The following is a 21,387-nucleotide window of genomic DNA, read 5'->3' as shown; positions in this document are numbered from 1 at the left end:
CCAGAGCTCACAGGGTCACTGGATTTTGTAGTGAAAGGTATTGCGCACCCCCGGCACCGTCACTGGCTGGCCGTCGACCATTCGCGGCTGATAGCGGAATGTTGCCGCCGCCACCAGTGACGGCCGGATAAACGCCGGATGGCAGTTGCCCACCACTTTGGGGTTGTCGACCTTGCCCTGCGGCGTCACCGAGTACTCGACTGTGCAATCGCCTTCAATGCCCTTGTCCAGCGCCCGTTGCGGGTAGTCCGGGGCCTGCTTGCTGATTGGCAGGTACTGGCGCACATCCGCTGCCGCTGCGGCCTGTTGCGCCCGACGGGCGTTGTCCGCCGCTGCAACCCGGGCCTGTTCAGCCACGGCCTGTTGACGCTGGGCCTCAACCTGCTCGGCGCGCTGCTGCGCAGCTTTTTGTTGCGCCACTTGCGCCAGCTTCTGCTCCTCGACGCGTTTGCGCGCCAGCGCCGCCTGTTCCAGTTTGCGCGCCTGTATCTGCGGGTCCACTTTGGGTTTTACCACCTCAGGTTTTGCCTCGACCACCGGCGCCGGCGCCACCACCGGCAACGGCTCCGGAGCAGGCGGCGCAGCGACCGGCTCGGCAGGCAGCATCACCAGCCGGGTTTTCAGGGTCGAGGGCGCAGGTTCCGGCAGTGATTGCTCCATGCTCCAGCCAAGCACCAGGAACGCCACCACGGCGCTGTGCAGGGCCACGCTGACCACCAGCGCCTGGCTGTCACGCCATACCCGCGTCCACGGCAACGGCTGCGCCGGCACCATCGAGCCATGCATCAACGCGGCACTCATTGCGGCGCCTCGGTCACCAGCCCCAGGTTGCTCACGCCACCTTGCTGCAGGGCCGCCATCGCCTTGACCACGCTGCCATAACCTGCCTCGTTGTCGGCGCGGATATACACCTGGGTGTTGCTGTCCTGGGCCACCACCTGCCCAACCTTGGCCTGCAACTCTTCAAGGGTTACGGCGCTGTCGGTCTGGTTTTTGGTATCCAGTTCACTGCCCAGGTTCCAGTAGTAGCCGCCTTCGGCCTTGACCGACAAGGTGAGGATTTTTTGCTGGCTGTCATTGACCAGGGCTTCGCTCGCAACCTTGGGCAGCTCGATTTTCACCCCTTGGGTCAACATCGGCGCGGTCACCATAAAGATCACCAGCAGCACCAACATCACGTCGATGTAAGGCACTACGTTCATTTCGGCCTTGGGCCCGTGTTTGCGCTGTGGTCGAGCAAGCATATTCAAACTCCCTTTCAAGCGACGGCGGACATGTTCCGCGAACCGGCATGCAGGCTGCGGTACAAGCGCATCTGCACTTCGTTGCCGAGGCTGTAGTAACGGGTCAGCAGGGTCTGGCCACGGGCCGAGAAGCGGTTATAAGCGATGACCGCCGGGATCGCCGCAAACAGGCCGATGGCCGTGGCGATCAGGGCTTCGGCGATGCCAGGCGCCACGGTGGACAGGGTTGCCTGTTGTACCTGGGACAGACCGATAAAGGAGTTCATGATCCCCCATACGGTACCGAACAGGCCGATATAGGGGCTTACCGAACCCACGGTCGCCAAAAACTGCAGGCCTTTCTCCAGGCGAACTTCCTGCTCGCTGATAGCCACATACAGCGCCCGCTCCACCCCTTGCATCACACCATCGGCATCCACCCCCGGCTGCTGCTTGAGCTGGGCGTATTCACTGTAGGCGGCGGCGAAGACTTGCTCGGCACCGGCATCTTCATGGCTGGTATCGCGGCTTTCGCGGTACAGGGCATTGAGCTCACCCTGGCCACGCAAGCGCCGGGCAAAGCTGTCCATGTCGCGCTCGCTGCGGCGCAGGATGGCGCTGCGGCGCACAATCAGGAACCAGCTCAGCAGCGAAGCCAGCAGCAGGGTCAGCATCACGCCCTTGACCAGCAGACTCGCGTCGCTGATCAGGCCCCAGATCGTCATATGTTCCATGGTTGCGTGCATGTTGTTGCTCCAGTAAGGGGGTATTTATAAACGGCTTAAATGACCGGGTTATGGCAGGCGCAACGCCTTGGCCACTTCGCTCCAGGGGATGTACTTGAAGTTCTGTGCCTGCTCGGGCATGCGCTTGCGACCGTCCTGCACCACCAGCATGCCTTTGCTCCACGCGCCGCCGAGGTTGGCCGAGGTCACTTCCAGGCCATCGGTTTCCGACGCGCCATCGATGCCCGCAGCGGCATTGACCCCTACCCGGAACGCACCTCGCAGGGCATACGGCGGCTCGGCATCGACCACCACATAGCTGTCGTTGCCCTGGCTGGAGATCACCAGGTAGTTGTCTTTTTCGGTCTGGTACAGGCCCATGCCTTCGATATCGTCATGCACCGGGCCGCCCACCTTGATCACGCTGGTCAGCGTGGCCGGTTGATCCGGTCGGGCATCCACTGCCCACACCGCTACATCCTCTTCACCGATAAACAGGCGCTGATTGCGATCGTCTGCCACGCAGCCTTCAGGCTGGGTCGCGACCTTGAACTGGCGCACCAGTTCGCCCTCAACCTTGTCACCCTTGGTGTACAAGCGGTGCTGCACAAAGGTGCCGTCCTTGTCGTTGGCAAAGCTGTAGATCTCGCCCGACGGTGCCTTGAACAGGCACAGGCCGTAGATGTCGGTAACCGGCGTGGCAATCTCGCCCGCGGCCTGCACTGTGCCGGTGGCGCGGTCGATGCTGAACACACTGAGGCTGTTGTGATCGCGATTGGTCGCCACCGCCAGATCCACAGTACGCCCGCCCAGCTCGAAGCCCGGGCGCACATCGACGTTGTTCAGCCGCCCGACCGGCAGATGCTGCACGCGCTTGCCCTGCAGGTCGTACACCTCAAGGCCCTGCTGCTTGTTGGTACCCAGCACCCGGCTCAGGGCCGGGGTTTGCGGGTGAACCCAGATGGCCGGGTCATCTGCGGCATCGCCCTGGCTCATCACCACTTCGGTTTGCACCGCAGGTTTTACGCTGACCAGCACAGGGGGCAGGCTGGCCGGTGTGGCTTTCCAGGCCAATGCGCCTTCGTACAACTTGTTGCTGGCACCGTCCTGCACCAGCAGTTGCAGGCCTTGCGGCGTCTGGCGCAGGGCCAGATGCTCGGGCTCGGTGACCCCGGCCAGCGGCAGGCTGGCCACCGGTGCCCAGGCCTTGCCCTGCTGCTGATACAGGTTCAGTTGTGCCGCCTCGGGATCGAGGCCAAGCAAGCCGCCCGGCACCAGGGCCATATCCCCGGCGGATTTTTTCAGGTTGCCAAATGGCTCGACCATCGCCACCGGCACGCGCTCGACGTCGGCCTCGGCATGGGCCGGGTAGGCCCACCAACCGACATTCTCTTCGTTGACGAACAGGTTCTGCGCGGCGTCATCGACCTTGCAGAACTTGGCCTGCGGCGGCAGTGGCAGGCTGCGCACCAGCAGCGGCGTCGGCAGACGGCGGTTGTCGGCCGCCACCAGCCACTGCTCACCCTTGCCCTCTTCACCCACGGTAAACAGGTAGATATTGCTTGCGTCGTCCTGGTACAGGCACACGCCGTTCACCGCATAGTCACGGGCAGGCAGATAGGACGGCGCTTGCCATTGATGGCTCTTGGGGTCGAGGTTGAACAGCGCAACTTGCTGCTTGTCCTTGTCGTTACTGGCCACCAGCACCTGATCGCCCAGGGCGCGGCTGTCCAGCCCGGCAAAGGCGCCCTGTACCCGGCTCAGGGTTTTGCCCTGTTTGTCGAGCAGCATCAGGCCCTCGCGCTTGCTCACTGCCAGGCGTTCGTCACCCGTGCCACTGGGCAGGAAGCCCAGGGCCTGGGCCTTGCCGGTGGACCATTGCTGCAAGGCCGGGGCGGCGATATCGGGGGCAGCCTGGACGCTGCCTGCGGTCAGGCAGGCCAGCAAGGGCAGGAAGCGGGGTTTGCGTTTGAACAAATGAGTCATGGGTAATGCCAGTCCGTAAATGGATGAAAGACCGAGTTGCCTGTATCGCGAGCAAGCCCGCTCCCACAGGGGGCATCCAGCGCTTAAAAATGGGTGTAGGTCAGGCCCAGCGAGTAGGTCGGGCCGTATTCTTCGTACTGGTTGTTGAAGCGACTGTTGCCGCTGTACATGAAGTACGGCTGGTCCGTGAGGTTCTGGGCGTCGAACTTGAGCTGCAGGTTCTTGGTCAGCGAGTAGCGGGCGCTGAAATCAACAAAGGTCTGCGCATCGACATAGGTGTCATGGGCCTTGTCGTTGACCCCGGCCAGTTCGTAGAGGTAGTCCGACTTGTAGTTGGCTGACAGGCGCAGGCTCAACTTGTCGTCTTCCCAGCCAAGCATCAGGTTGCCAACGGTCTTGGACTGGTTGGGCAAGTCGATATCGCGCTTGAGGCTGGCTCCGGTCGCTGCGTCAACGCCCTTGATGCTGGCATTGGAGCGGCTGAAGGTGCTGTTGGCGCCCAGGATCAAACCGTTCCAGGGTGACGGCAGCCAGTCGAACTTCTGCGAGTAGGCCAGTTCCAGGCCATAGAGCTTGGCGCTGTCGCCATTGGCATAGCTGTGGGCTTCGGTGAAGTCGACCCACTCGCCGCTACCCGCCAGGTCGTTGTTGTAGACGAAGTTCTTGATGTCCTTGTAGAACAGGAACGCCGACACCGTGCCCGCCTGCCCCATAAAGTGCTCGATGCCAAGGTCGAAGTTGCTCGATTCCAGCGGCTTGAGGTTGGGGTTGCCGAACTCGGCCTTGTCGTCTTCGATCACAAAACCCGGGGCCAGCTGGCCGAAGGTCGGGCGCACCACGGTGTTGGTCCAGGCCGCCCGCAGCTGGGTGTTTTTCGCCAACTGGTAGCGGGCATGCAGGCCCGGCAGCCAGTGGTGGTAATCACGTTGGGTGTCCTGGTCTTCAAACACGCCATCGCGCACGCCCGTGCCCTTGGCCTCGAACTCGGTGCCCTCGTAGCGCAGGCCGGCGATAAAGCGCCAGTCATCGATATCTACGGTATTCATCAGATACGCGGCGTTGATGTCTTCGCGCATCTTGAAGTCATTGGCCCGCGAGTCCTGCTCGTTGTAGAAGTCGTCGCGGTTCAGGCCACCGATCAGGTCCTTGATCGCGCCGCCGCTGATGCCCGGGCCGTACTGGCCGAGGTTGTAGTGCAGGTTGCCCTTGTTGAAAGCATTAAGGCTCAGTTGCTCGTCGCTGAAGCCCAGGTCGGAGAAGTCCTTGTAGGTCCAGGCATTGAGGTCGTTGTCCTTGTTGCGCCGGCTGACCTTGCCGCCGAACTTGACCTGGGAGGCGTAGCCCTGCACGTCGTAATCGCGGGCCAGGTCCAGGCGGATGTTTTTCTCGGTGTCCTTGGTGTGCTGTTCTTGCCAGTCCACCTTGTCGAGGCTGAAGTTGTTGGGGTCATAAAAGCCTGCGCCGATGATCGGCCGCGGTTTTTCGGTGTCGTAGAAGCCGCCGTCGCCAATGCTGGAGCTGCCCTTGAACGTTGCGCCGGCAATGCCCCCCGGATTGTCTTCGCTGGACTCGCTGTAACCGGCCTGGCCGCTCAGGGTCCACAGGCCCATGGTGCGTTCGCCGCCGAACACATAGGACTGGATTTCCTGGGTTTCCTCGCGCTGCTTGAGCTTGCGCTTGGTTTTGGTTTTGCCCACTTCGTCTTCGGCCTGGGGGTCGGAGAACTCAAAGGCGGTGGAGTTGCGGGTTTCGTTGTCTTCAAAGCGGCTGTACAGCGTGCGCAGGTACAGGCTGGTGTCGTCGTCGGGCTTGTAGTCGAAGTTCAGGCCGCCACCGGCACGCTCGCGGCTGATTTCATAAACACGCTGTTCAAAACTGTTGAGGCGCGCGCCATCGGTGAAATCCCAGTCGCCGCCGGTTTCGACGTTGTCGGAGCGAAAGTCACGCTTGTTCCAGCTCAGCGCTGCGGCCACACCGAAGTTGTCGACGCCGTCGCCCAGGCTGAAACGGTCGCTGATGGCCCCCGATACCTTGGGGCTGGTCTTGTGGCTGTTCTTGTTGTAGCCGGCCTCCGTGCTGCCTGTGAAGAACAGGCCGTCATGGTCGAAGGCCGAGAGGCTTTGCACGTCCACGGTACCGCCCAGGGAGTTGGCGTCCATATCCGGGGTCAGGGTCTTGATCACCGACAGCGACTGCACCAGTTCCGAGGGCAAGACATCCAGGGCCACGGCGCGGCGGGCGCTTTCCGGGGACGGCACCAGCGTGCCGTTGATGGTCACGCTGTTGAGGTCCGGGCCCAGGCCGCGCACGCTGACAAAGCGGCCTTCGCCCTGGTCGCGCTCGATGCTGATGCCGGGCAGGCGCTGCACGGCCTCGGCGACGTTGGCGTCGGGCAACTGCGCCACGCCATCGGCATGCACCACGCTTTCGATGGTGTCCGAGTTGCGTTGTTGCTTGAGCGCCTTGTCCAGGCTGACAGCCTGGCCGACCACTTCGACGTGCTCGGTGGCACCGATGGCCGATGTTTCGGCGGCGCTTAAACGCTCGCTGGCAATTGCCAGGGCCAATGCACTGACCGTAAAGCCGACCCACTGCGCCTTGCTGCGACACTTGTACATGCTTGTCCTCCCCCAAAATCGCCCGTCAGGCCGGGCAAATGGCCCGACAACTTGGGAGCGAAAGCTAGGGTCGGTGGATGACAGAGCTGTGACAGCGTTTGGCTAAAACCCCGAAACAGAGGCTTTTTAGCGGTGGAAAAGGGGTAAATGAGCTGATTTGACCTGATTGCCAAGAGATCGGCCCCCGTAGCAGCTGCCGAAGGAACGAGGCTGCGTCCGAGTGCGAAGCGCTCGTAAATGCGGGTTGTCGGATTTACCTGAAACACCGCACAACCTGACTTTACGACGGCTTCGCCGCCGAACGCAGCCTCGTTCCTTCGGCAGCTGCTACGAAATCGGGGGGAACCACGGGCTTGCGTTTCACTTTTTTTGCACCACACACCTGAGCTGATTCGACCCGCAAGCCCCGTCATACAGTTGTCACACCGCTCTGCTCTGCTGACCGGCAATAGGTTTGGGTAGAACTGTGATGACTTGGTTAAACGTGCTTAAACACCATCGCTACAAGCTTGGTTTACTGCTGCTGGCGGCCAATGCCGCGGTGCTGCTGAACCTGGCATTCGGCACCCCCAAAACCTTCAGCGAGTGGCACTGGCTGGATATCTTCGGCGAAGGCGGCACCGCCCTGTTTATGCTGTTCTGGCTGGGGCTGGTGATTAAAAGCCGACCCACCGGCAGGGTCACCAACTACCTGGCGTACGGCCTGTGCTTTATGTTTTTTTCCTGGTGGGTGGATGTGCTCGACGAATTTATCCGCCTGCCCAAGCACATCGGCTGGGATCACTGGATAGAGTCGGCGCCCATGCCCGTCGGCATGATCCTGCTGACCATCGGCCTGTTCCACTGGCATCGCGAGCAACAGGCCATTAACCAGCAGATGGAGAAGCGCGAGCGGGTGTTTCGCGAACACCGCCTGTTCGACAAACTGACCCCCCTGGGTGGCGCCGAATACCTCAAGCGCCAGGTCAGCGACTGTCTGGCGCAAAGCGTCGAGCAGCAACAGCCGCTGTCGTTGCTGGCACTGGATATCGACGACTTCACAGCCATCAATCAAAGCTACGGCCACGCCGAAGGCGACGCCGTGCTGCAAGCCCTGAGCCAGTTGCTGCTGCTCAACCTGCGCCGCCACGACCTGCTGTGCCGGCTGGCCGGCGACCGTTTTGTGGTGTTGCTGCCCAATACCGGCGAGAGCCAGGCCCGGCTGCTGGCCCTGGAGCTGCAACAGGCCATACAGAGTCTGGCCCACAAAACCCGTCAACATGGCGAACGGGTGTATCTGTCGGCCAGTACCGCGGTGGTGATGGCTTTCGACGAAGCGCCCGATGAGCTGCTCAAGCGCCTCAACCTGACGCTGGTGCGGGCAAAGCCGCCACGGAGCAAACGCGCATGACCCTGGACAGCCGCTGGTACGAAGCCGACAGCCGATTTATTGCCGGCCACTATCAACCTGCGACCCTGATCGACCTTGCTTTGTCACGGGATATCGACAGCCATCGCCTGCTGCGCGGCACCGGGCTGTTTTACGAGGATATCGTTGCCGGGCACACCCGCCTCAGCCCGCAACAGTGCTTTGCCCTGATCGCCAACGCGCAACGTTTGCTTGAAGCCGATGACAGCAGTTTTCTGTTTGGCCAGCGCCTGTGGCCGGGGCATTACGGTCCGGCCAGCCATGCCCTGCAACAGGCGCAGAACCTGCATCAAGCCCTGGAAACCCTGATCCATCACCGCGCCCTGCTCAGCCCCTTGCTCACCCCGCGCCTACTCCTGGACGACAAGTACTGCTATGTGTACTGGCTCGACAGTTGCGGAGCCGGGGAGCAATTGCGTTTTGTGCTGGAGGCCAGCATGACGGCGCTGAAGGCCATGAGTCAGTGGCTCAGCGGCGAGCGCCTGCCGTGGGAATGCAGCTTCAGCCACCCGCAGCCGCGCTATGTCGAGCAGTACTGGGTGCACTTGGGCGAGAACGCCCAGTTCGGCTGCCAGCTGGACATGATGCGCCTGCCCCGCGAATACCTGACCCGACCCTGGCCGAACGCTTCGGCCATTGCCCGGCAAGTGGCCCATCAACAGGCACAGGAGCAGTTGCACAGCCTGGGGTTTCGCGCCAGCCTGCTTGACCGCTTGTACGTGTACTTGCGCAACAACGCCCAACAGGCGCCAGGCCTTGAGCAGGCCGCGCAACATTTTTCGGTGAGCCAGGCCACCCTCAAGCGCAAGCTGAACAAGCACGGCACCCATTTTCAGGCCCAGCAGGATCAGGCGCGCAAGCATATGGCGCTGTACCTGTATCAGATCAAGGGCCTGAGCAACGAAGCCGTGGCCGAATACCTGAACTTCAACGACCCGGCGAACTTTCGCCGGGCCCTGAAGCGCTGGACGGGGTGTACGCCCAACCTGATACGGCAGTTTTTGGCGTTGTAAGCCACCACCAAAACCTGATGCGCACAGATGGATTGTGGGAGCGGGCTTGCTCGCGATGCAGGCTACGCGGGTTATCTGGCGAACCGCGGCGATGCAATCGCGAGCAAGCCCGCTCCCACAGGTTTTGCGGTGTTCAGTTAACCTGCCAGTTCGCGCAATTTGGCCAGTTCTTCAGCCCCCAGCGGGATGCCTTCGCTCAACGATTTGGCACGTTCGATAAAGCGTCGATCACCTGGCATGCGCTCCAGCCCCACCGCATGCATCTGCCGCACCAGCTCGGCGCTGCGTTGGGCAAAGCTGTTGCCGCCGGACTTGCTCGGGTCGATCACGATCAGCAGTTGACCAGTCCACGGGGTTTGCGCCCCCGGGTGTTTCGACCAGTCGAACTCAAACGAAAAGTTACCGCCTGTGAGCGCCGCCGCCAGCAATTCGACCATCATCGATAGCGCCGAGCCCTTGTGCCCGCCAAAAGGCAGCAAGGCACCACCGTCGAGAATGGCTTTCGGGTCTTCGGTCGGCTCGCCCTGCTTGTCCACGCCCATGCCGGCAGGCAACGAGTGACCTTTGCGGGCGGCAATTTGCACGTCGCCGTGGGCAATCGCACTGGTGGCCAAGTCGAATACGATGGGGTTGCCATCAGCGCACGGTGCGGCAAAGGCAATCGGGTTAGTGCCGAACAGGGGTTTTTGCGCGCCGTGGGGCACCACGCAGGTCATGCTGTTGACCACGCTCAAGGCCACCAGGCCTTCTTCGGCAAACGGCTCGACATCGGGCCAGAGTGCCGCGAAGTGATGGGAGTTACGAATCGCCAGCACCGCAATCCCGGCACTGCGGGCTTTTTCCACCAGCAACTCGCGGGCGGCTGCCAACGCAGGCTGGGCAAAGCCCCCCGCCGCATCCACGCGAATAAACCCCGCGGCGACGTCTTCAACCACCGGCACCGCCTGGCCATTGACCCAGTTGCTGGCCAGCGACGACAGATAGCCCGGAATGCGAAACACGCCATGACTGTAGGAGCCATCCCGCTGTGCCCGTGCGCAGTTATCGGCCAATACCCCGGCAACCTGCCGGGATGTGCCATGACGCTCGAAAATCCGCTGCAGCAAAGCGGTCAATTCGGCGAGGGAAAGCGACTGCGTGGAAGACATTCTGGCGCTCCAATCTGATTATTTTTGTCTGAGGCAAACTATCCTTCGATGACAGTTCTCTGTCAATTGTTGACTTAATGACAGAAAACATTCACTTTCTGCAACGCGCTGAAATAAAAACAGGAAGCAGTCGTGAGCCAGCCGATTAAACAACGCCTTGAAAGCAGTCTGTCAACCGCCGCACCTTCGGGTCGGGCGATTGCCAGCTACATGCTGGCCAATCTTTACGAACTGCCCTTTCAGACCGCCGCCGACATCGCCAGCAAACTGGGAGTCAGCGAATCCAGTGTCGGGCGCTTTTGCCGCTCCCTGGGCTACAGCCATTTCAAGGATTTGAAAAACGATCTCAAGGACGACCTGGGCGACGGCCCGTGGCTGGTCGGTGATCGCCTGCAAGAATTCCGCCAGCAATCGAGCCAGAGCCCGCAGGCCTTGCCGCGCAGCTTCGAGCTGGAAGTCGGGGCGCTGGTCAAGGTCTACGAATACAGCCTCACGCCGCAGTGGCAGGCTGTCAGCCAGCGCCTGGCCACACGGCGCAAAGTGTTTGTCGCAGGGTTCCAGACCGAGCGCGGGATCGCCGCCTCGATGGTGCATTTGCTGCAATACCTGCGCGACGGCGTACAGCTGGTGGACGGTGCCGCCGGGCATTACGCCGACGTACTGCTGTGCCCACCCGCCGACTGTGCCCTGGTGGTGTTTGAAGCCCGCCGCTATTCACGCCACGCCCAGCTGCTGTGCCGCAAGGCGCGCGAGGCCGGGATCGAGGTCACGTTGATCACCGACACCTTCTGTGACTGGGCCGACCAGAGCGCCAGTGAAGTGTTCCGCGTGCCCACCGAATTCAACCTGTTCTGGGAATCCACCGCGGCCATGCTGTCGCTGGTGCATCTGCTGATCAACGAAGTGTGCAAACAACTGGGGCCTGACGTTGAGAAGCGTCTTGAGGCAACCGCGGCCTTACACAATGAGTTCGTGGGCTACACATCCTCACCCGGATCAAAACAATAAAACGAGGTGCTAGATGAAATACGTCATTCGCTTTGCAAGTGCATGCGCCCTGGTGGCCGCCGTTGCAGCCAACGCTCACGCCGATACGCTGACTATCGCCACCGAAGGCGCCTACCCTCCTTTCAACACCACCAATTCTGACGGCACGGTGTCCGGCTTTGACGTCGATATCACCAATGCCCTGTGCGAACGCATGAATGCGCAGTGCAAGATCGTTGCCCAGGACTGGGACGGCATCATCCCGGGGCTGATGGCGAAAAAGTACGACGCTATCGTGGCTTCGATGATCGTGACCGATGAACGCAAGAAGAAAATCGCGTTCACCAATCACTACTACCGCACGCCGCTGTCCATTGCCGTACCTAAAGACTCTGACATCACCGATGCCCAGATCGACTTCAAGGGCCGCACCATCGGTGCCCAGGGTGCTGCAACCCAGGGCATCTACGCCGAAGACCATTACGAAAAAGCCGGGGCCAAGCTCAACCTGTACCCGACCCTGGACGAAGCCAATGCCGAGCTGAAAAACGGCCGCGTCGATGCGGTAATTGCCGACAAATTCCCGCTGCTGGAGTGGATCAACAAGGCCAGCGACGACTGCTGCAAGATTATCGGTGACGTCAACGGCACCAATGCCGACGCGGCCATTGCCGTGCGACAGAGCGACACCGTGCTGCGCGAGCGCTTCAACAAGGCGCTGGACGAAATCGTCGCCGACGGCACATACAAGAAGATCAGCAGCAAGTACTTCGACTTCGACATTTACTGAGTCGCCTGCCCTCGTTTGAGGGCCTCCCTGCCATTGACCCGGCCCTGCGCACCTGAAGTGCGCGGCGGCTGAATTTCGGCCCAATTTTGCCCGGGGACTCGAGCATGCTCGATCAACTCTCACTCCTTTCTTTTGCCAGTGGCGGCTGGGGCTCGGCGCTGCTCGCCGGTGCGCTGGTGACCATTGCCCTGGCCTTGAGCTGCCTGCCCATCGGCTTGCCCCTGGGCCTGGCCGTAGCGGTGGCGGCACGCTCGAAAAACCGCTGGCTGCGGGCGTGGGCGACCACTTTTTCCACAGTATTTCGTGGTTTGCCGGAACTGCTGACCCTGCTGATCATTTATTACGGCTGCCAGATCGCCGCGCAAAAAATCCTCGCCATGATGGGCTACGACGCCCAGGTGACGATCAATACCTTCGTCGCCGCGATGGTGGCTTTCAGCCTGGTATTTGCCGCCTTCTCCAGCGAGATCTGGCTGGGCGCATTCAAGACCATCCCCAAGGGCCAGTTCGAAGCGGCCTCGGCCCTGGGCCTGAGCAAATTCACCACCTTTCGCAAGGTGGTACTGCCGCAACTGGCACGCATCGCCCTGCCCGGCCTGTCGAACAACTGGTTGTCGCTGCTCAAGGACACCTCGCTGGTGTCGACCATTTCCCTGGTGGACCTGATGCGCCAGACCAACCTGGCGGTGAGCGTGACCAAAGAGCCGATGCTGTTCTACACCGTCGCCTGCCTGGGTTATCTGTTTTTCTCGGCGATCTCGGGGCGCCTGTTCGCCTTCCTTGAGCGCTACTTCAGCCGCCACCAACGGAGCGTGCAGCCATGAGCCTGGCGGACCTGCAAAACATGTTTCTCAACCCCGATTTGCTGGAACGCTACGGCCCGCGCTTTATCGACGGGCTGCTGGTCACGGGCAAGCTGGTGGCGATTTCCTTCACCCTCGGCGCCTTGCTGGGCTTGCTGATCGCCCTGGGGCGTTTGTCCAGCAACCGTTTTTTGCGCAGCTTCACCGGCGCCTACGTCTATTTCTTTCGCGGCTCGCCACTGCTGGCACAACTGTTTTTGCTGTACTACGGCCTGGGCTCGTTCAAGGGCTTCTGGCAGGACGTTGGGCTGTGGTGGTTTTTCCGCGATGCGTGGTTCTGCACCCTGCTGGCCTTTACCCTCAACACGGCGGCGTATCAGGCCGAGATCCTGCGCGGCAGCATCCTCTCCGTGGCCCAGGGCCAGCGTGAAGCCTGCAAGGCCCTGAACCTGTCGCGCTGGACCGCCTTTCGCAAAATCATCCTGCCGCAATCGCTGCTGGTGGCCATCGGCCCGCTGGGCAACGAGCTGATCCTGATGATCAAGGCCAGTGCGATTGCCTCGCTGGTGACCATATACGACCTGATGGGCGTGACCAAGATGGCGTTCTCGCGCAGTTTCGACTTCCAGGTCTACCTGTGGGCCGCCGTGCTCTACCTGCTGATCGTGGAAGTGGTGCGCCGCAGCCTGAAGCTGATCGAAGGCCGCCTCGGCCGTCACTTGCAGTAAGCCCATTGTCCGGGCTGCGAACACGGCCCCTGTTTTAAGGATTTGTTTATGCACTGCGACACTATCGTTCTGGGCGCCGGCATTGTCGGCGTCAGTACAGCGTTGCAACTCCAGGCCCGCGGGCGCAGCGTGGTGCTGCTTGACCGCGCAATGCCGGGCAGCGGCACCAGCCACGGCAATGCCGGGCTGATCGAGCGCGCCAGCGTCATCCCCTACTCGTTCCCGCGGGAGATCTCGCGCCTGCTGCGCTATGGCCTCAACCAGCAATCGGACGTGCGCTACAGCCTCAAGCACCTGCCCAAGGCCGGGCCGTGGCTGTTGAAGTACTGGCAGCAATCCGCGCCCAAGGAGCTGGCCAAGGCCACCCGCGCCATGCTGCCGCTGATTGAAAAATGCGTCAGCGAACACGACCTGCTGGCCGAACCGGCCGGCGTCACGGCGCTGATAGATGACAGCGGCTGGATCGAGGTCTATCGCACCCCGGCCGACTTCGACAAGGCCCAGCGCGATGCGGCGGCCCTGGGCGAGTACAAACTCAACTACCGGGTGCTGGGCGAGCAGCAGGTGCACGCCCTGGAACCGGGCCTGCATACCGATGTGATCGGCGGCATCCACTGGCTTGACCCCAAGACCGTCAGCGATCCCGGCGGCCTGACCCGCGGCTACGCCGAACTCTTTGTAAAACGTGGCGGCACCTTTGTCACAGGCGATGCCACCAGCCTGCGAGCTACCGCCGGGCAATGGCAGGTCGAAAGCCAGAAGGGCCTGATCGTCGGTAATGAAGTAGTGGTTGCCCTCGGCCCGCAAGCGCGGGCGATTTTCGAACCCCTGGGTTATCGCATTCCCCTGGCGATCAAGCGCGGTTACCACATGCACTACGCCGCCAAAGACGGCCAGACCATGCAGCACCCGATTCTCGATTCGGTGGGCGGTTATGTACTGGCACCGATGGTCGGAGGCATTCGCCTGACCACCGGGATCGAATTTGCCGACAGCGATGACCCGATCAATGAAATCCAGCTGCGCCGCTGCGAAGAACGCGCCCAACGCCTGTACCCGCTGGGTGAGCGCGTGGATGCCGAACCCTGGCTGGGCCGGCGCCCGTGCCTGCCGGACATGTGCCCGGTGATTGGCCCTGGCAGCCGCCACAAGGGCCTGTGGTTCAACTTTGGCCATGCCCACCACGGCCTGACCCTGGGCCCGGTGAGCGGGCGCCTGCTGGCCGAAATGATGACCGGGGAAAAACCCTTCACCGACCCTGCGCCCTACAGCGCCGAGCGTTTTCACTGATTACTGGAGACACACCATGCTTGCACAACCTGCTTACGTACACCCCGTGTCGCCAGTCACTGACACCCGCAAGGTAGTCGTGGATATCGCCGGGCTGAACAAGTACTACAGCGCTTTTCATGTACTCAAGGGCATCGACCTGAAAGTGCGCGAAGGCGAACGCATCGTGCTGTGCGGCCCGTCCGGCTCCGGCAAGTCGACGCTGATCCGCTGCATCAACCGCCTGGAAATCGCCGAGCAGGGGCGCATCCTGATTAACGACACCGACCTGTCGCTGCCTACCCGCGAGGCGAGCAAGGTGCGCAGTGAAATCGGCATGGTGTTTCAGCATTTCAACCTGTTCCCGCATATGAGTGTGCTGGACAACTGCATCCTGGCGCCGATGTCGGTGCGCGGTTTGTCGCGTAAAAAAGCCATCGAACTGGCGCAACACTTTTTGACCAAGGTCGGCATTGCCAGCCAGGCTGATAAATACCCGAGCCAGTTGTCCGGCGGCCAGCAGCAGCGTGTGGCCATTGCCCGGGCGTTGTGCATGGAACCGAAGATCATGCTGTTCGATGAGCCGACTTCGGCACTGGACCCGGAAATGGTCAGCGAAGTGCTGGACGTGATGGTCAACCTGGCCGGCAGTGGCATGACCATGTTGTGCGTGACCCATGAAATGGGCTTTGCCCGGCAGGTGGCGGAGCGGGTGTTGTTCCTGGATGGCGGCATGGTGATTGAAGACTCGCCGCCGGAAGAGTTTTTCAACGCCCCGAAAAGCCCACGGGCCAAGGCGTTTTTAGCGCAGATCGTGCATTAAGAGCAAAGTCCCTCACCCAGAGGGTGAAGGGACTGATTTGTGACGTTGCGAATAGCTGCTTTTGCTTTTAGTCCCCTCTCCCTCAGGGAGAGGGCTAGGGTGAGGGCGCTTTACAGCTGCGCCGCCAATCTCGACCCCTGATCAATGGCCCGCTTGGCATCCAGCTCCGCCGCCACATCCGCGCCGCCAATCAAGTGCACGTTCTGCCCCGCTGCCACCAGACCGTCCTGCAACTCACGCAACGGGTCCTGCCCGGCGCAGATGACAATGTTGTCCACTGCCAACACCTGCGGCTCGCCTTCGCCAATGCGAATATGCAGTCCTGCATCGTCGATGCCCAGGTACTCGACACTGTTGAGCATCTGCACCTGCTTGTTTTTCAGACCCGCGCGGTGGATCCAGCCGGTGGTCTTGCCCAGGCCGTCGCCTACCTTGGTTTTCTTACGTTGCAGCAGGAACACCTGGCGCGCCGGGGCATGCACCTCGGGCTTGATCCCCGCCACACCGCCGCGAGCTTCAAGCGCACTGTCGATGCCCCATTCCTTCCAGAACGCTTCACGGTCCTGGCTGGTAGCAACGCCCTGGTGCACGAGAAACTCCGACACATCAAAACCAATACCGCCCGCGCCAATTACCGCCACTTTGGCGCCCACCGGCTTACGCTGCAGAATCACATCCAGGTAGCTGAGCACCTTGGGATGATCGATGCCCGGAATCGCCGGAGTCCGTGGCGCGATGCCAGTGGCCAGAATGATCTCGTCAAAACCGCCATCGACCAATTGCTGCACATCCACCCGGGTATTCAGGCACAGCTCGACGCCGGTGGTTTGCAGCTTGCGCTTGAAGTAACGCAGGGTTTCGAAAAACTCTTCCTTGCCCGGCACGCGCTTGGCCACGTTGAACTGACCACCGATTTCGCTGGCCGAGTCAAACAGCATAACTTCATGCCCGCGCTCGGCGGCCACGGTGGCAGCAGCCAGCCCGGCCGGGCCGGCACCCACCACGGCGATTTTTTTCACGGCAATGGTCGGCAAATAATTGAGTTCGGTTTCATGGCAGGCACGCGGGTTGACCAGGCAACTGGTCAGTTTGCCGCCAAAGGTGTGGTCAAGGCATGCCTGGTTGCAACCGATGCAGGTATTGATCTCGTCGCTGCGCCCGGCAGCCGCCTTGTTGACGAACTCGGGGTCGGCCAGGAACGGACGCGCCATCGACACCATATCGGCATCGCCTTCGGCCAGGATCTGCTCGGCGATTTCCGGAGTGTTGATGCGGTTGGTGGTAATCAGCGGCACGTTAACCGAGCCGCGCAGCTTGGCCGTGACCTTGCTGAACGCGGCACGGGGCACCTTGGTAGCGATGGTCGGGATACGCGCTTCGTGCCAGCCGATACCGGTGTTGATCAGGGTCGCACCGGCCGATTCGACAGCCTTGGCCAGTTGCACGATTTCTTCCCAGACGCTGCCGCCTTCCACCAGGTCGAGCATCGACAGGCGGTAAATGATGATGAAATTAGGGCCAACGGCTTCGCGCACGCGACGCACGATTTCCACCGGCAGGCGCATGCGGTTTTCGTAACTGCCACCCCAACGGTCGGTACGCTGGTTGGTGTGCGCCGCCAGGAACTGATTAATCAGGTAGCCTTCCGAGCCCATGATCTCGACACCGTCATAGCCCGCGCTCTGGGCCAGCCTGGCGCAGGTCACGAAGTCGCTGATCTGCTTTTCGATGCCCTCCTCGTCCAGCTCCTTTGGCTTGAACGGGTTGATCGGTGCCTGGATCGCACTCGGCGCGACCTGGCGCGGGCTGTAGGCATAGCGCCCGGCGTGGAGGATCTGCAGGCAGATCTTGCCGCCGGCATCGTGTACCGCGCGAGTCACGACCACATGTTTTTCGGCTTCTTCGACGGTGCTCAGTTTGGCTGCGCCGCTGTACACCCCGCCCTCATCGTTGGGCGCAATGCCGCCAGTGACGATCAGGCCGACACCGCCGCGGGCCCGCTCGGCAAAGTAGGCGGCCATGCGCTCAAAGCCACCGGGCTTTTCTTCCAGGCCAGTGTGCATCGAGCCCATCAGGCTGCGGTTGCGCAAGGTGGTAAAACCCAGGTCCAGGGGGGCGAGCAAATGCGGGTAGCGGGTGGCGGTCATCGAAAAGCTCCACAACGGGCGAAATCACGGAACGCGGGATGCTCTGCGGCTCCCGTCGTTGATGTGAGGCACAGTAAAGACTCAATCGGCCCCACTCAATGACCCAAAGTTACAAATTATTAACCCTAATGCGCAGCACTCCTTGGCAAGCCGGCGCGCGCCACCTACCCTAGAGGCCGAATTCCGCTGAAAGCTGTCCGCTCTATCTCTATGCGCAAACTCATTGGCTGCACCTTACTGATTGCCCTTCTCGCCGCTGCCGGCAGCTATGCCTGGTGGACCACGCAAAGGGACGTTGGCCACTACCTGTCTGACCTGCGTATCGAGCTGGCCATCAACGACGGCGTCAATAACGACCGTGGCAACCTGCTGGGCATCGAACCCGATCTGTCACCACGGGATTATCAAAGCCTGGCACTGGTTCACCTAAAGCTCGCGGCGTACCTCAACAGCGCCCGCGACGCCGGCCTGATCAACGACAAAACCGTGGTGGTACTGCCGGAACATATCGGCTCGTGGCTGATGTTCCGTGGCGAAAAAAGCCAGCTGTACCAGGCGGCCAACCTCAATGAAGCCATGCACTGGCTGGCCATCAGCAACCCCTTGGCCTTCGCCGGTGCCTGGTTACGGGCCGACGGCGAAAGCCGGACCAACGATGCCCACCTGCGCATGAAGGCCGCCAGCATGGCCGCTGATTACCAGACGCTGTTCGGTGGCCTGGCCAAAGAGTTTGGCGTGACCCTGGTGGCCGGTAGCATTGCCCTGCCCGAGCCGCGTATCGAAAACGGCAAACTGCTACCCGGCAGCGGCCCGCTGTACAACAGCAGCGTGGTGTTTGACCGCACCGGCGCAGCGCTCGGCAAACCCCAGCTTCAGTTACTGCCCACCTATGAAGAGCAAAGCTATATCCAGCCAGGCCCCGACCATGAGTTGAATGTGGTGGATACCCCGGCCGGGCGCCTGGGCATCCTGATCGGCAGCGACAGCTGGTACCCCGAGAACTACCGTACCCTCAACGAAAAAGGTGTGCAATTGATTGCCGTGCCAGCGTTTATCGTCGGCAAGACCACTTGGGACAAGCCCTGGGGCGGCTATAAAAGCGTATCGACCCCCAGCGAAATCAGCCTCAAGCCCGGCGAAGTGAGCGAAGGCGATGCCTGGCATCGCCTGACCCTGATCAGCAGCCTGCCCAGCAGCACCGCCGAAGCGGGCATGACCGTGTTCCTGCGCGGCAAGTTCTGGGACAAGCACAGCACCGGCCAGGGCTTTATCAGCCGCAACGGCCAGACCAGCCCGGACCAGCCGGTGAGCGGCGCCCGGTTGCTCAATCTCTGGTTGTAATGCCATGAAGCCGCTGCCGATGCGCCTGGGCGATCTTTCGGTCGGGTTTGTCCAGGCCCTGGCTGACGCCGTACGCAGTTGCGCCCACGACCCGGCCCCCCTGCTCGAACAGTTTGGCCTGGACACGGCCCGTCTGGCCCAGCCGCTGGCACGCCTGTCGATCCCCCGCTATATGCGCCTGGGCCACGCCGCGATTGCCCTGACCGGCAACGCGGCCCTGGGCCTGCGCATGGGCCAGCTTAGCCGCCTAAGCCAGGTGGGGCTGGCCGGGGTTACCGCAGCCCAGGCCCCCACCGTGCGCGAAGCGGCACGCACCCTGATCCGCTTCGAGCCCTTGTACGGCTCCAACTACCGCGGGCAATCGAGCCTGCACGAAGATGCCCGGGGCGCCTGGCTGCGGTTTTACTCCATCAGCCCGTACAACGCCTATAACCGCTTTGTGGTGGACTCGATCATCGCTGGCTGGTTGCAGCACCTGTCAACGGTCGCGGCGCAACCCTTGAGCTGCGAACAGATCGATATTGAATTCAGCGAGCCGGATTACGCGCTGCACTACAGCGAGCTGGGCAGTGCCGCAATCCACTTTCGCGCCGACACCAATCAGCTGCGCCTCAATCACGCCACCCTCGACCTGCGCAACCCCCAGCACTGCCCCAGCACCTGGGCGTACCTGCTGCAATTGTGCGAACGGGAACTGGAGCAACTGACCCGTACCCGCAGCCTGCGCGAGCGCATCACGCAATTGCTGGGGCCTTTGCTCAATGGCGGTCGCGAACCCGACCTGGAAGAAGTGGCGGCACGCCTGAAGCTGCCAACCTGGACCCTGCGCCGCAAGCTGACAGAAGAAGGCACGCAGTTTCGCGCCATTCTCAATGACACACGACGCGACCTCGCCATGACCTATATCCGCGATACGGAGCTGGCCTTCGGCGAAATCGCTTACTTGTTGGGGTTTGCCTCAGCCGAGGCGTTTCAGCGGGCCTTCAAGCGCTGGAATGCGCAGACGCCGGGGGAGTACCGGCGGCGTCAGCGCCAATCTGCCTGAAGCGATGCAGGGCTCAAAGCTCTGTCGCGTCATCGGCAGGGTCCAGCGGGTCCAGTTCAAAAGCCTGGTACTCAAGCAGCTCTTCCTGATAGTCGTCCATTGCAGCATCCCTTTTCAGTCTGTGTTAAGTCATGCCTGAGCATAAAGTGCCCGCATGAAGGAAAAATGACACCTTCGCGCGCACTGTCAATACCCATTGATAAACGTAGCAGAGCTTTTGAGATTTACTGCACAGTTATTGAACGGCGGAGGGCTCTACGGCGGCAGGTACGGGGGTGATGGCAGGCTCGGCTGCAGGCTCGACCACAGGCGTGACCGGTGCCACAACTGCTGGCACCGTTACAGGCACCTCAACAGGCAGCACAGGCTCAACGGCTGCCGGTGGCACCACCGGCTCGCTGACTGGCGCCACCACTGGCTCGGGCACGATAACCGGCACAGCTGCAGGCACAACGACTTCAGCCTTCACCGGCGCGGGTTCCGGCACACCCAATTCAGGCTTGGGTTGTTGCGGGGCGTGCTGCGCTTTCTTTTCTTCCTTGGGCTTGGGCAGGAACACTTCGACCAAGCCAAAGAAACGGTCATAGAACTGCGCCGAAGACACCGTCTCGCTGGCGACCTTGACCATCGAGTCATCGGTCGAACCAATCGGCATCGACACCGAACCCAGTACACCGACACCCAGGCTGGCAGAGTTGTTGACTTTCTTCAGCGCGTATCGGTCCTGCAGCGCGTTAGCGAACATGGTGGCGTGATGCTCAGAACCGCCATCATCGGCACACACAATGTTGAAGCTGATTTCCAGATGGCTTTCGCCGGTTTGCTGGAAGCTCTTGTGGCCGCTGATCATTTTCGGATCGTTACTGGTGATGATATAGCCCTGGCTAAGCAAGGCGCGGCGTGCTGCTTCGCAGGCAGCCTTGTCGGTCACCGGGTAATTGCGCGAGAACGTACCGGAGTCATCGAAGTTTTCATGTTCATAGATGGCTGTTTTCTTCGACGAACAACCTGCGAGACCAGCCAGCACGAGGGCGACTACAACGGCACGCACGGGAAATGACATAAGCATTGAAGATCCTGAAGAGAACGGTACGGGACGTATTGTGCATCAAGTGGTGTTTTTTGCGTGGGTTTGATTGGCTCATCCCCCGTTAAACTGCGCAGAGCCTGTGGGAGCGGGCTTGCTCGCGATGGCATCAGCGCGATCCATCAGAAGCACCGCGCCGCGTGTATCGCAGGCAAGCCAGCTCCTACAGAGTTTTTGCAGCATCCCGAGCCAAATCCCGGGCACAAAAAAAGCGACCCTAAGGTCGCTTTCTTTGTAGTTCCAGAG

General features: G+C 61.5%; 18 protein-coding genes. 10 read left to right on the top strand and 8 right to left on the bottom strand.

Features of this window, described 5'->3' with window-relative positions; genetic code table 11:
• Positions 1–15 precede the first annotated feature (15 nt).
• The 5 genes from AB3G35_RS12325 to AB3G35_RS12305 form a co-directional block, all read right to left on the bottom strand.
• Positions 16–801: an energy transducer TonB gene (locus AB3G35_RS12325; protein WP_016780535.1), complete on the bottom strand. Its 786-nt coding sequence runs from the start codon at positions 799–801 to the stop codon at positions 16–18.
• A complete protein-coding gene (tolR, locus tag AB3G35_RS12320) occupies positions 798–1,244 on the bottom strand; it encodes a protein TolR (RefSeq protein WP_169844482.1) in 447 nt (148 codons plus the stop codon). Before tolR ends, AB3G35_RS12325 begins: the two co-directional genes overlap by 4 nt.
• A 14-nt stretch (positions 1,245–1,258) precedes the next feature.
• Positions 1,259–1,969, bottom strand: coding sequence for a protein TolQ (gene tolQ, locus AB3G35_RS12315; protein ID WP_016780533.1), 711 nt, complete (start codon positions 1,967–1,969; stop codon positions 1,259–1,261).
• Positions 1,970–2,017: 48 nt separating this feature from the next.
• Positions 2,018–3,934: a phytase gene (locus AB3G35_RS12310; RefSeq protein WP_340056094.1), complete on the bottom strand. Its 1,917-nt coding sequence runs from the start codon at positions 3,932–3,934 to the stop codon at positions 2,018–2,020.
• Positions 3,935–4,017: 83 nt separating this feature from the next.
• Positions 4,018–6,552, bottom strand: coding sequence for a TonB-dependent receptor (locus AB3G35_RS12305; protein ID WP_369781507.1), 2,535 nt, complete (start codon positions 6,550–6,552; stop codon positions 4,018–4,020).
• Positions 6,553–7,021: 469 nt separating this feature from the next.
• Here AB3G35_RS12305 and AB3G35_RS12300 point away from each other — a divergent pair, with 469 nt between their 5' ends.
• Together AB3G35_RS12300 and AB3G35_RS12295 are read left to right on the top strand one after the other, a co-directional pair.
• The gene (locus tag AB3G35_RS12300; protein WP_369781506.1) at positions 7,022–7,942 is read left to right on the top strand and encodes a GGDEF domain-containing protein; all 921 of its coding nucleotides are present in this window, start codon (positions 7,022–7,024) and stop codon (positions 7,940–7,942) included.
• Positions 7,939–8,973 (top strand): AraC family transcriptional regulator ligand-binding domain-containing protein, encoded by a 1,035-nt coding sequence (locus AB3G35_RS12295; protein ID WP_369781505.1) that lies wholly within the window; start codon positions 7,939–7,941, stop codon positions 8,971–8,973. Before AB3G35_RS12300 ends, AB3G35_RS12295 begins: the two co-directional genes overlap by 4 nt.
• 137 nt (positions 8,974–9,110) lie before the next feature.
• Here the strand turns inward: AB3G35_RS12295 and AB3G35_RS12290 are convergent, their stop codons facing one another.
• Positions 9,111–10,121, bottom strand: coding sequence for an Ldh family oxidoreductase (locus AB3G35_RS12290; protein WP_095041302.1), 1,011 nt, complete (start codon positions 10,119–10,121; stop codon positions 9,111–9,113).
• Between the two features lie 132 nt (positions 10,122–10,253).
• Here AB3G35_RS12290 and AB3G35_RS12285 point away from each other — a divergent pair, with 132 nt between their 5' ends.
• The 6 genes from AB3G35_RS12285 to AB3G35_RS12260 all read left to right on the top strand — a co-directional run bounded on the left by AB3G35_RS12285 (position 10,254) and on the right by AB3G35_RS12260 (position 15,521).
• Positions 10,254–11,129 (top strand): MurR/RpiR family transcriptional regulator, encoded by an 876-nt coding sequence (locus AB3G35_RS12285; RefSeq protein ID WP_016780528.1) that lies wholly within the window; start codon positions 10,254–10,256, stop codon positions 11,127–11,129.
• 13 nt (positions 11,130–11,142) lie between these two features.
• The gene (locus tag AB3G35_RS12280) at positions 11,143–11,898 is read left to right on the top strand and encodes a transporter substrate-binding domain-containing protein (protein WP_016780527.1); all 756 of its coding nucleotides are present in this window, start codon (positions 11,143–11,145) and stop codon (positions 11,896–11,898) included.
• 104 nt (positions 11,899–12,002) lie between these two features.
• On the top strand, positions 12,003–12,722 hold the full coding sequence (locus AB3G35_RS12275) for an ABC transporter permease (RefSeq protein ID WP_016780526.1): 720 nt from the start codon (positions 12,003–12,005) through the stop codon (positions 12,720–12,722).
• Entirely contained in the window at positions 12,719–13,429 is a 711-nt protein-coding gene (locus tag AB3G35_RS12270) for an ABC transporter permease (protein ID WP_016780525.1), read from the top strand. Before AB3G35_RS12275 ends, AB3G35_RS12270 begins: the two co-directional genes overlap by 4 nt.
• 48 nt (positions 13,430–13,477) lie before the next feature.
• Positions 13,478–14,719, top strand: coding sequence for an FAD-binding oxidoreductase (locus AB3G35_RS12265; protein ID WP_083369480.1), 1,242 nt, complete (start codon positions 13,478–13,480; stop codon positions 14,717–14,719).
• Positions 14,720–14,735: 16 nt separating this feature from the next.
• The gene (locus AB3G35_RS12260; protein ID WP_083369479.1) at positions 14,736–15,521 is read left to right on the top strand and encodes an amino acid ABC transporter ATP-binding protein; all 786 of its coding nucleotides are present in this window, start codon (positions 14,736–14,738) and stop codon (positions 15,519–15,521) included.
• Positions 15,522–15,631: 110 nt separating this feature from the next.
• Here AB3G35_RS12260 and AB3G35_RS12255 read toward each other — a convergent pair whose 3' ends face one another.
• A complete protein-coding gene (locus AB3G35_RS12255) occupies positions 15,632–17,668 on the bottom strand; it encodes an NADPH-dependent 2,4-dienoyl-CoA reductase (RefSeq protein WP_106116679.1) in 2,037 nt (678 codons plus the stop codon).
• A 210-nt stretch (positions 17,669–17,878) separates the two neighbouring features.
• On the opposite strand from AB3G35_RS12255, the gene AB3G35_RS12250 reads away from it, so the two are divergent.
• Entirely contained in the window at positions 17,879–19,009 is a 1,131-nt protein-coding gene (locus AB3G35_RS12250) for a carbon-nitrogen hydrolase family protein (protein WP_106116680.1), read from the top strand.
• A 4-nt stretch (positions 19,010–19,013) separates the two neighbouring features.
• Positions 19,014–20,054 carry an AraC family transcriptional regulator gene (locus AB3G35_RS12245; RefSeq protein WP_106116681.1) on the top strand — a complete coding sequence of 347 codons (1,041 nt, stop codon included), beginning with the start codon at positions 19,014–19,016 and terminating at the stop codon, positions 20,052–20,054.
• Positions 20,055–20,289: 235 nt separating this feature from the next.
• Here the strand turns inward: AB3G35_RS12245 and AB3G35_RS12240 are convergent, their stop codons facing one another.
• A complete protein-coding gene (locus tag AB3G35_RS12240) occupies positions 20,290–21,123 on the bottom strand; it encodes a DUF2242 domain-containing protein (protein WP_203304116.1) in 834 nt (277 codons plus the stop codon).
• Positions 21,124–21,387: the final 264 nt, after the last annotated feature.

Source organism: Pseudomonas sp. WC2401, assembly GCF_041200115.1.
GTDB classification, from domain to species: domain Bacteria; phylum Pseudomonadota; class Gammaproteobacteria; order Pseudomonadales; family Pseudomonadaceae; genus Aquipseudomonas; species Aquipseudomonas fragi.
Note: the sequence above shows the minus strand (reverse complement) of the source record. Positions and strands in the feature narration are given on the sequence as shown.

Coding starts and splice junctions, on each gene's coding strand:
- AB3G35_RS12325 (WP_016780535.1), bottom strand. CDS start 801: ATGAGTGCCGCGTTGATGCATGGCTCGATGGTGCCGGCGCAGCCGTTG.
- tolR (WP_169844482.1), bottom strand. CDS start 1,244: ATGCTTGCTCGACCACAGCGCAAACACGGGCCCAAGGCCGAAATGAAC.
- tolQ (WP_016780533.1), bottom strand. CDS start 1,969: ATGCACGCAACCATGGAACATATGACGATCTGGGGCCTGATCAGCGAC.
- AB3G35_RS12310 (WP_340056094.1), bottom strand. CDS start 3,934: ATGACTCATTTGTTCAAACGCAAACCCCGCTTCCTGCCCTTGCTGGCC.
- AB3G35_RS12305 (WP_369781507.1), bottom strand. CDS start 6,552: ATGTACAAGTGTCGCAGCAAGGCGCAGTGGGTCGGCTTTACGGTCAGT.
- AB3G35_RS12300 (WP_369781506.1), top strand. CDS start 7,022: ATGACTTGGTTAAACGTGCTTAAACACCATCGCTACAAGCTTGGTTTA.
- AB3G35_RS12295 (WP_369781505.1), top strand. CDS start 7,939: ATGACCCTGGACAGCCGCTGGTACGAAGCCGACAGCCGATTTATTGCC.
- AB3G35_RS12290 (WP_095041302.1), bottom strand. CDS start 10,121: ATGTCTTCCACGCAGTCGCTTTCCCTCGCCGAATTGACCGCTTTGCTG.
- AB3G35_RS12280 (WP_016780527.1), top strand. CDS start 11,143: ATGAAATACGTCATTCGCTTTGCAAGTGCATGCGCCCTGGTGGCCGCC.
- AB3G35_RS12275 (WP_016780526.1), top strand. CDS start 12,003: ATGCTCGATCAACTCTCACTCCTTTCTTTTGCCAGTGGCGGCTGGGGC.
- AB3G35_RS12270 (WP_016780525.1), top strand. CDS start 12,719: ATGAGCCTGGCGGACCTGCAAAACATGTTTCTCAACCCCGATTTGCTG.
- AB3G35_RS12265 (WP_083369480.1), top strand. CDS start 13,478: ATGCACTGCGACACTATCGTTCTGGGCGCCGGCATTGTCGGCGTCAGT.
- AB3G35_RS12260 (WP_083369479.1), top strand. CDS start 14,736: ATGCTTGCACAACCTGCTTACGTACACCCCGTGTCGCCAGTCACTGAC.
- AB3G35_RS12255 (WP_106116679.1), bottom strand. CDS start 17,668: ATGACCGCCACCCGCTACCCGCATTTGCTCGCCCCCCTGGACCTGGGT.
- AB3G35_RS12250 (WP_106116680.1), top strand. CDS start 17,879: ATGCGCAAACTCATTGGCTGCACCTTACTGATTGCCCTTCTCGCCGCT.
- AB3G35_RS12245 (WP_106116681.1), top strand. CDS start 19,014: ATGAAGCCGCTGCCGATGCGCCTGGGCGATCTTTCGGTCGGGTTTGTC.
- AB3G35_RS12240 (WP_203304116.1), bottom strand. CDS start 21,123: ATGCTTATGTCATTTCCCGTGCGTGCCGTTGTAGTCGCCCTCGTGCTG.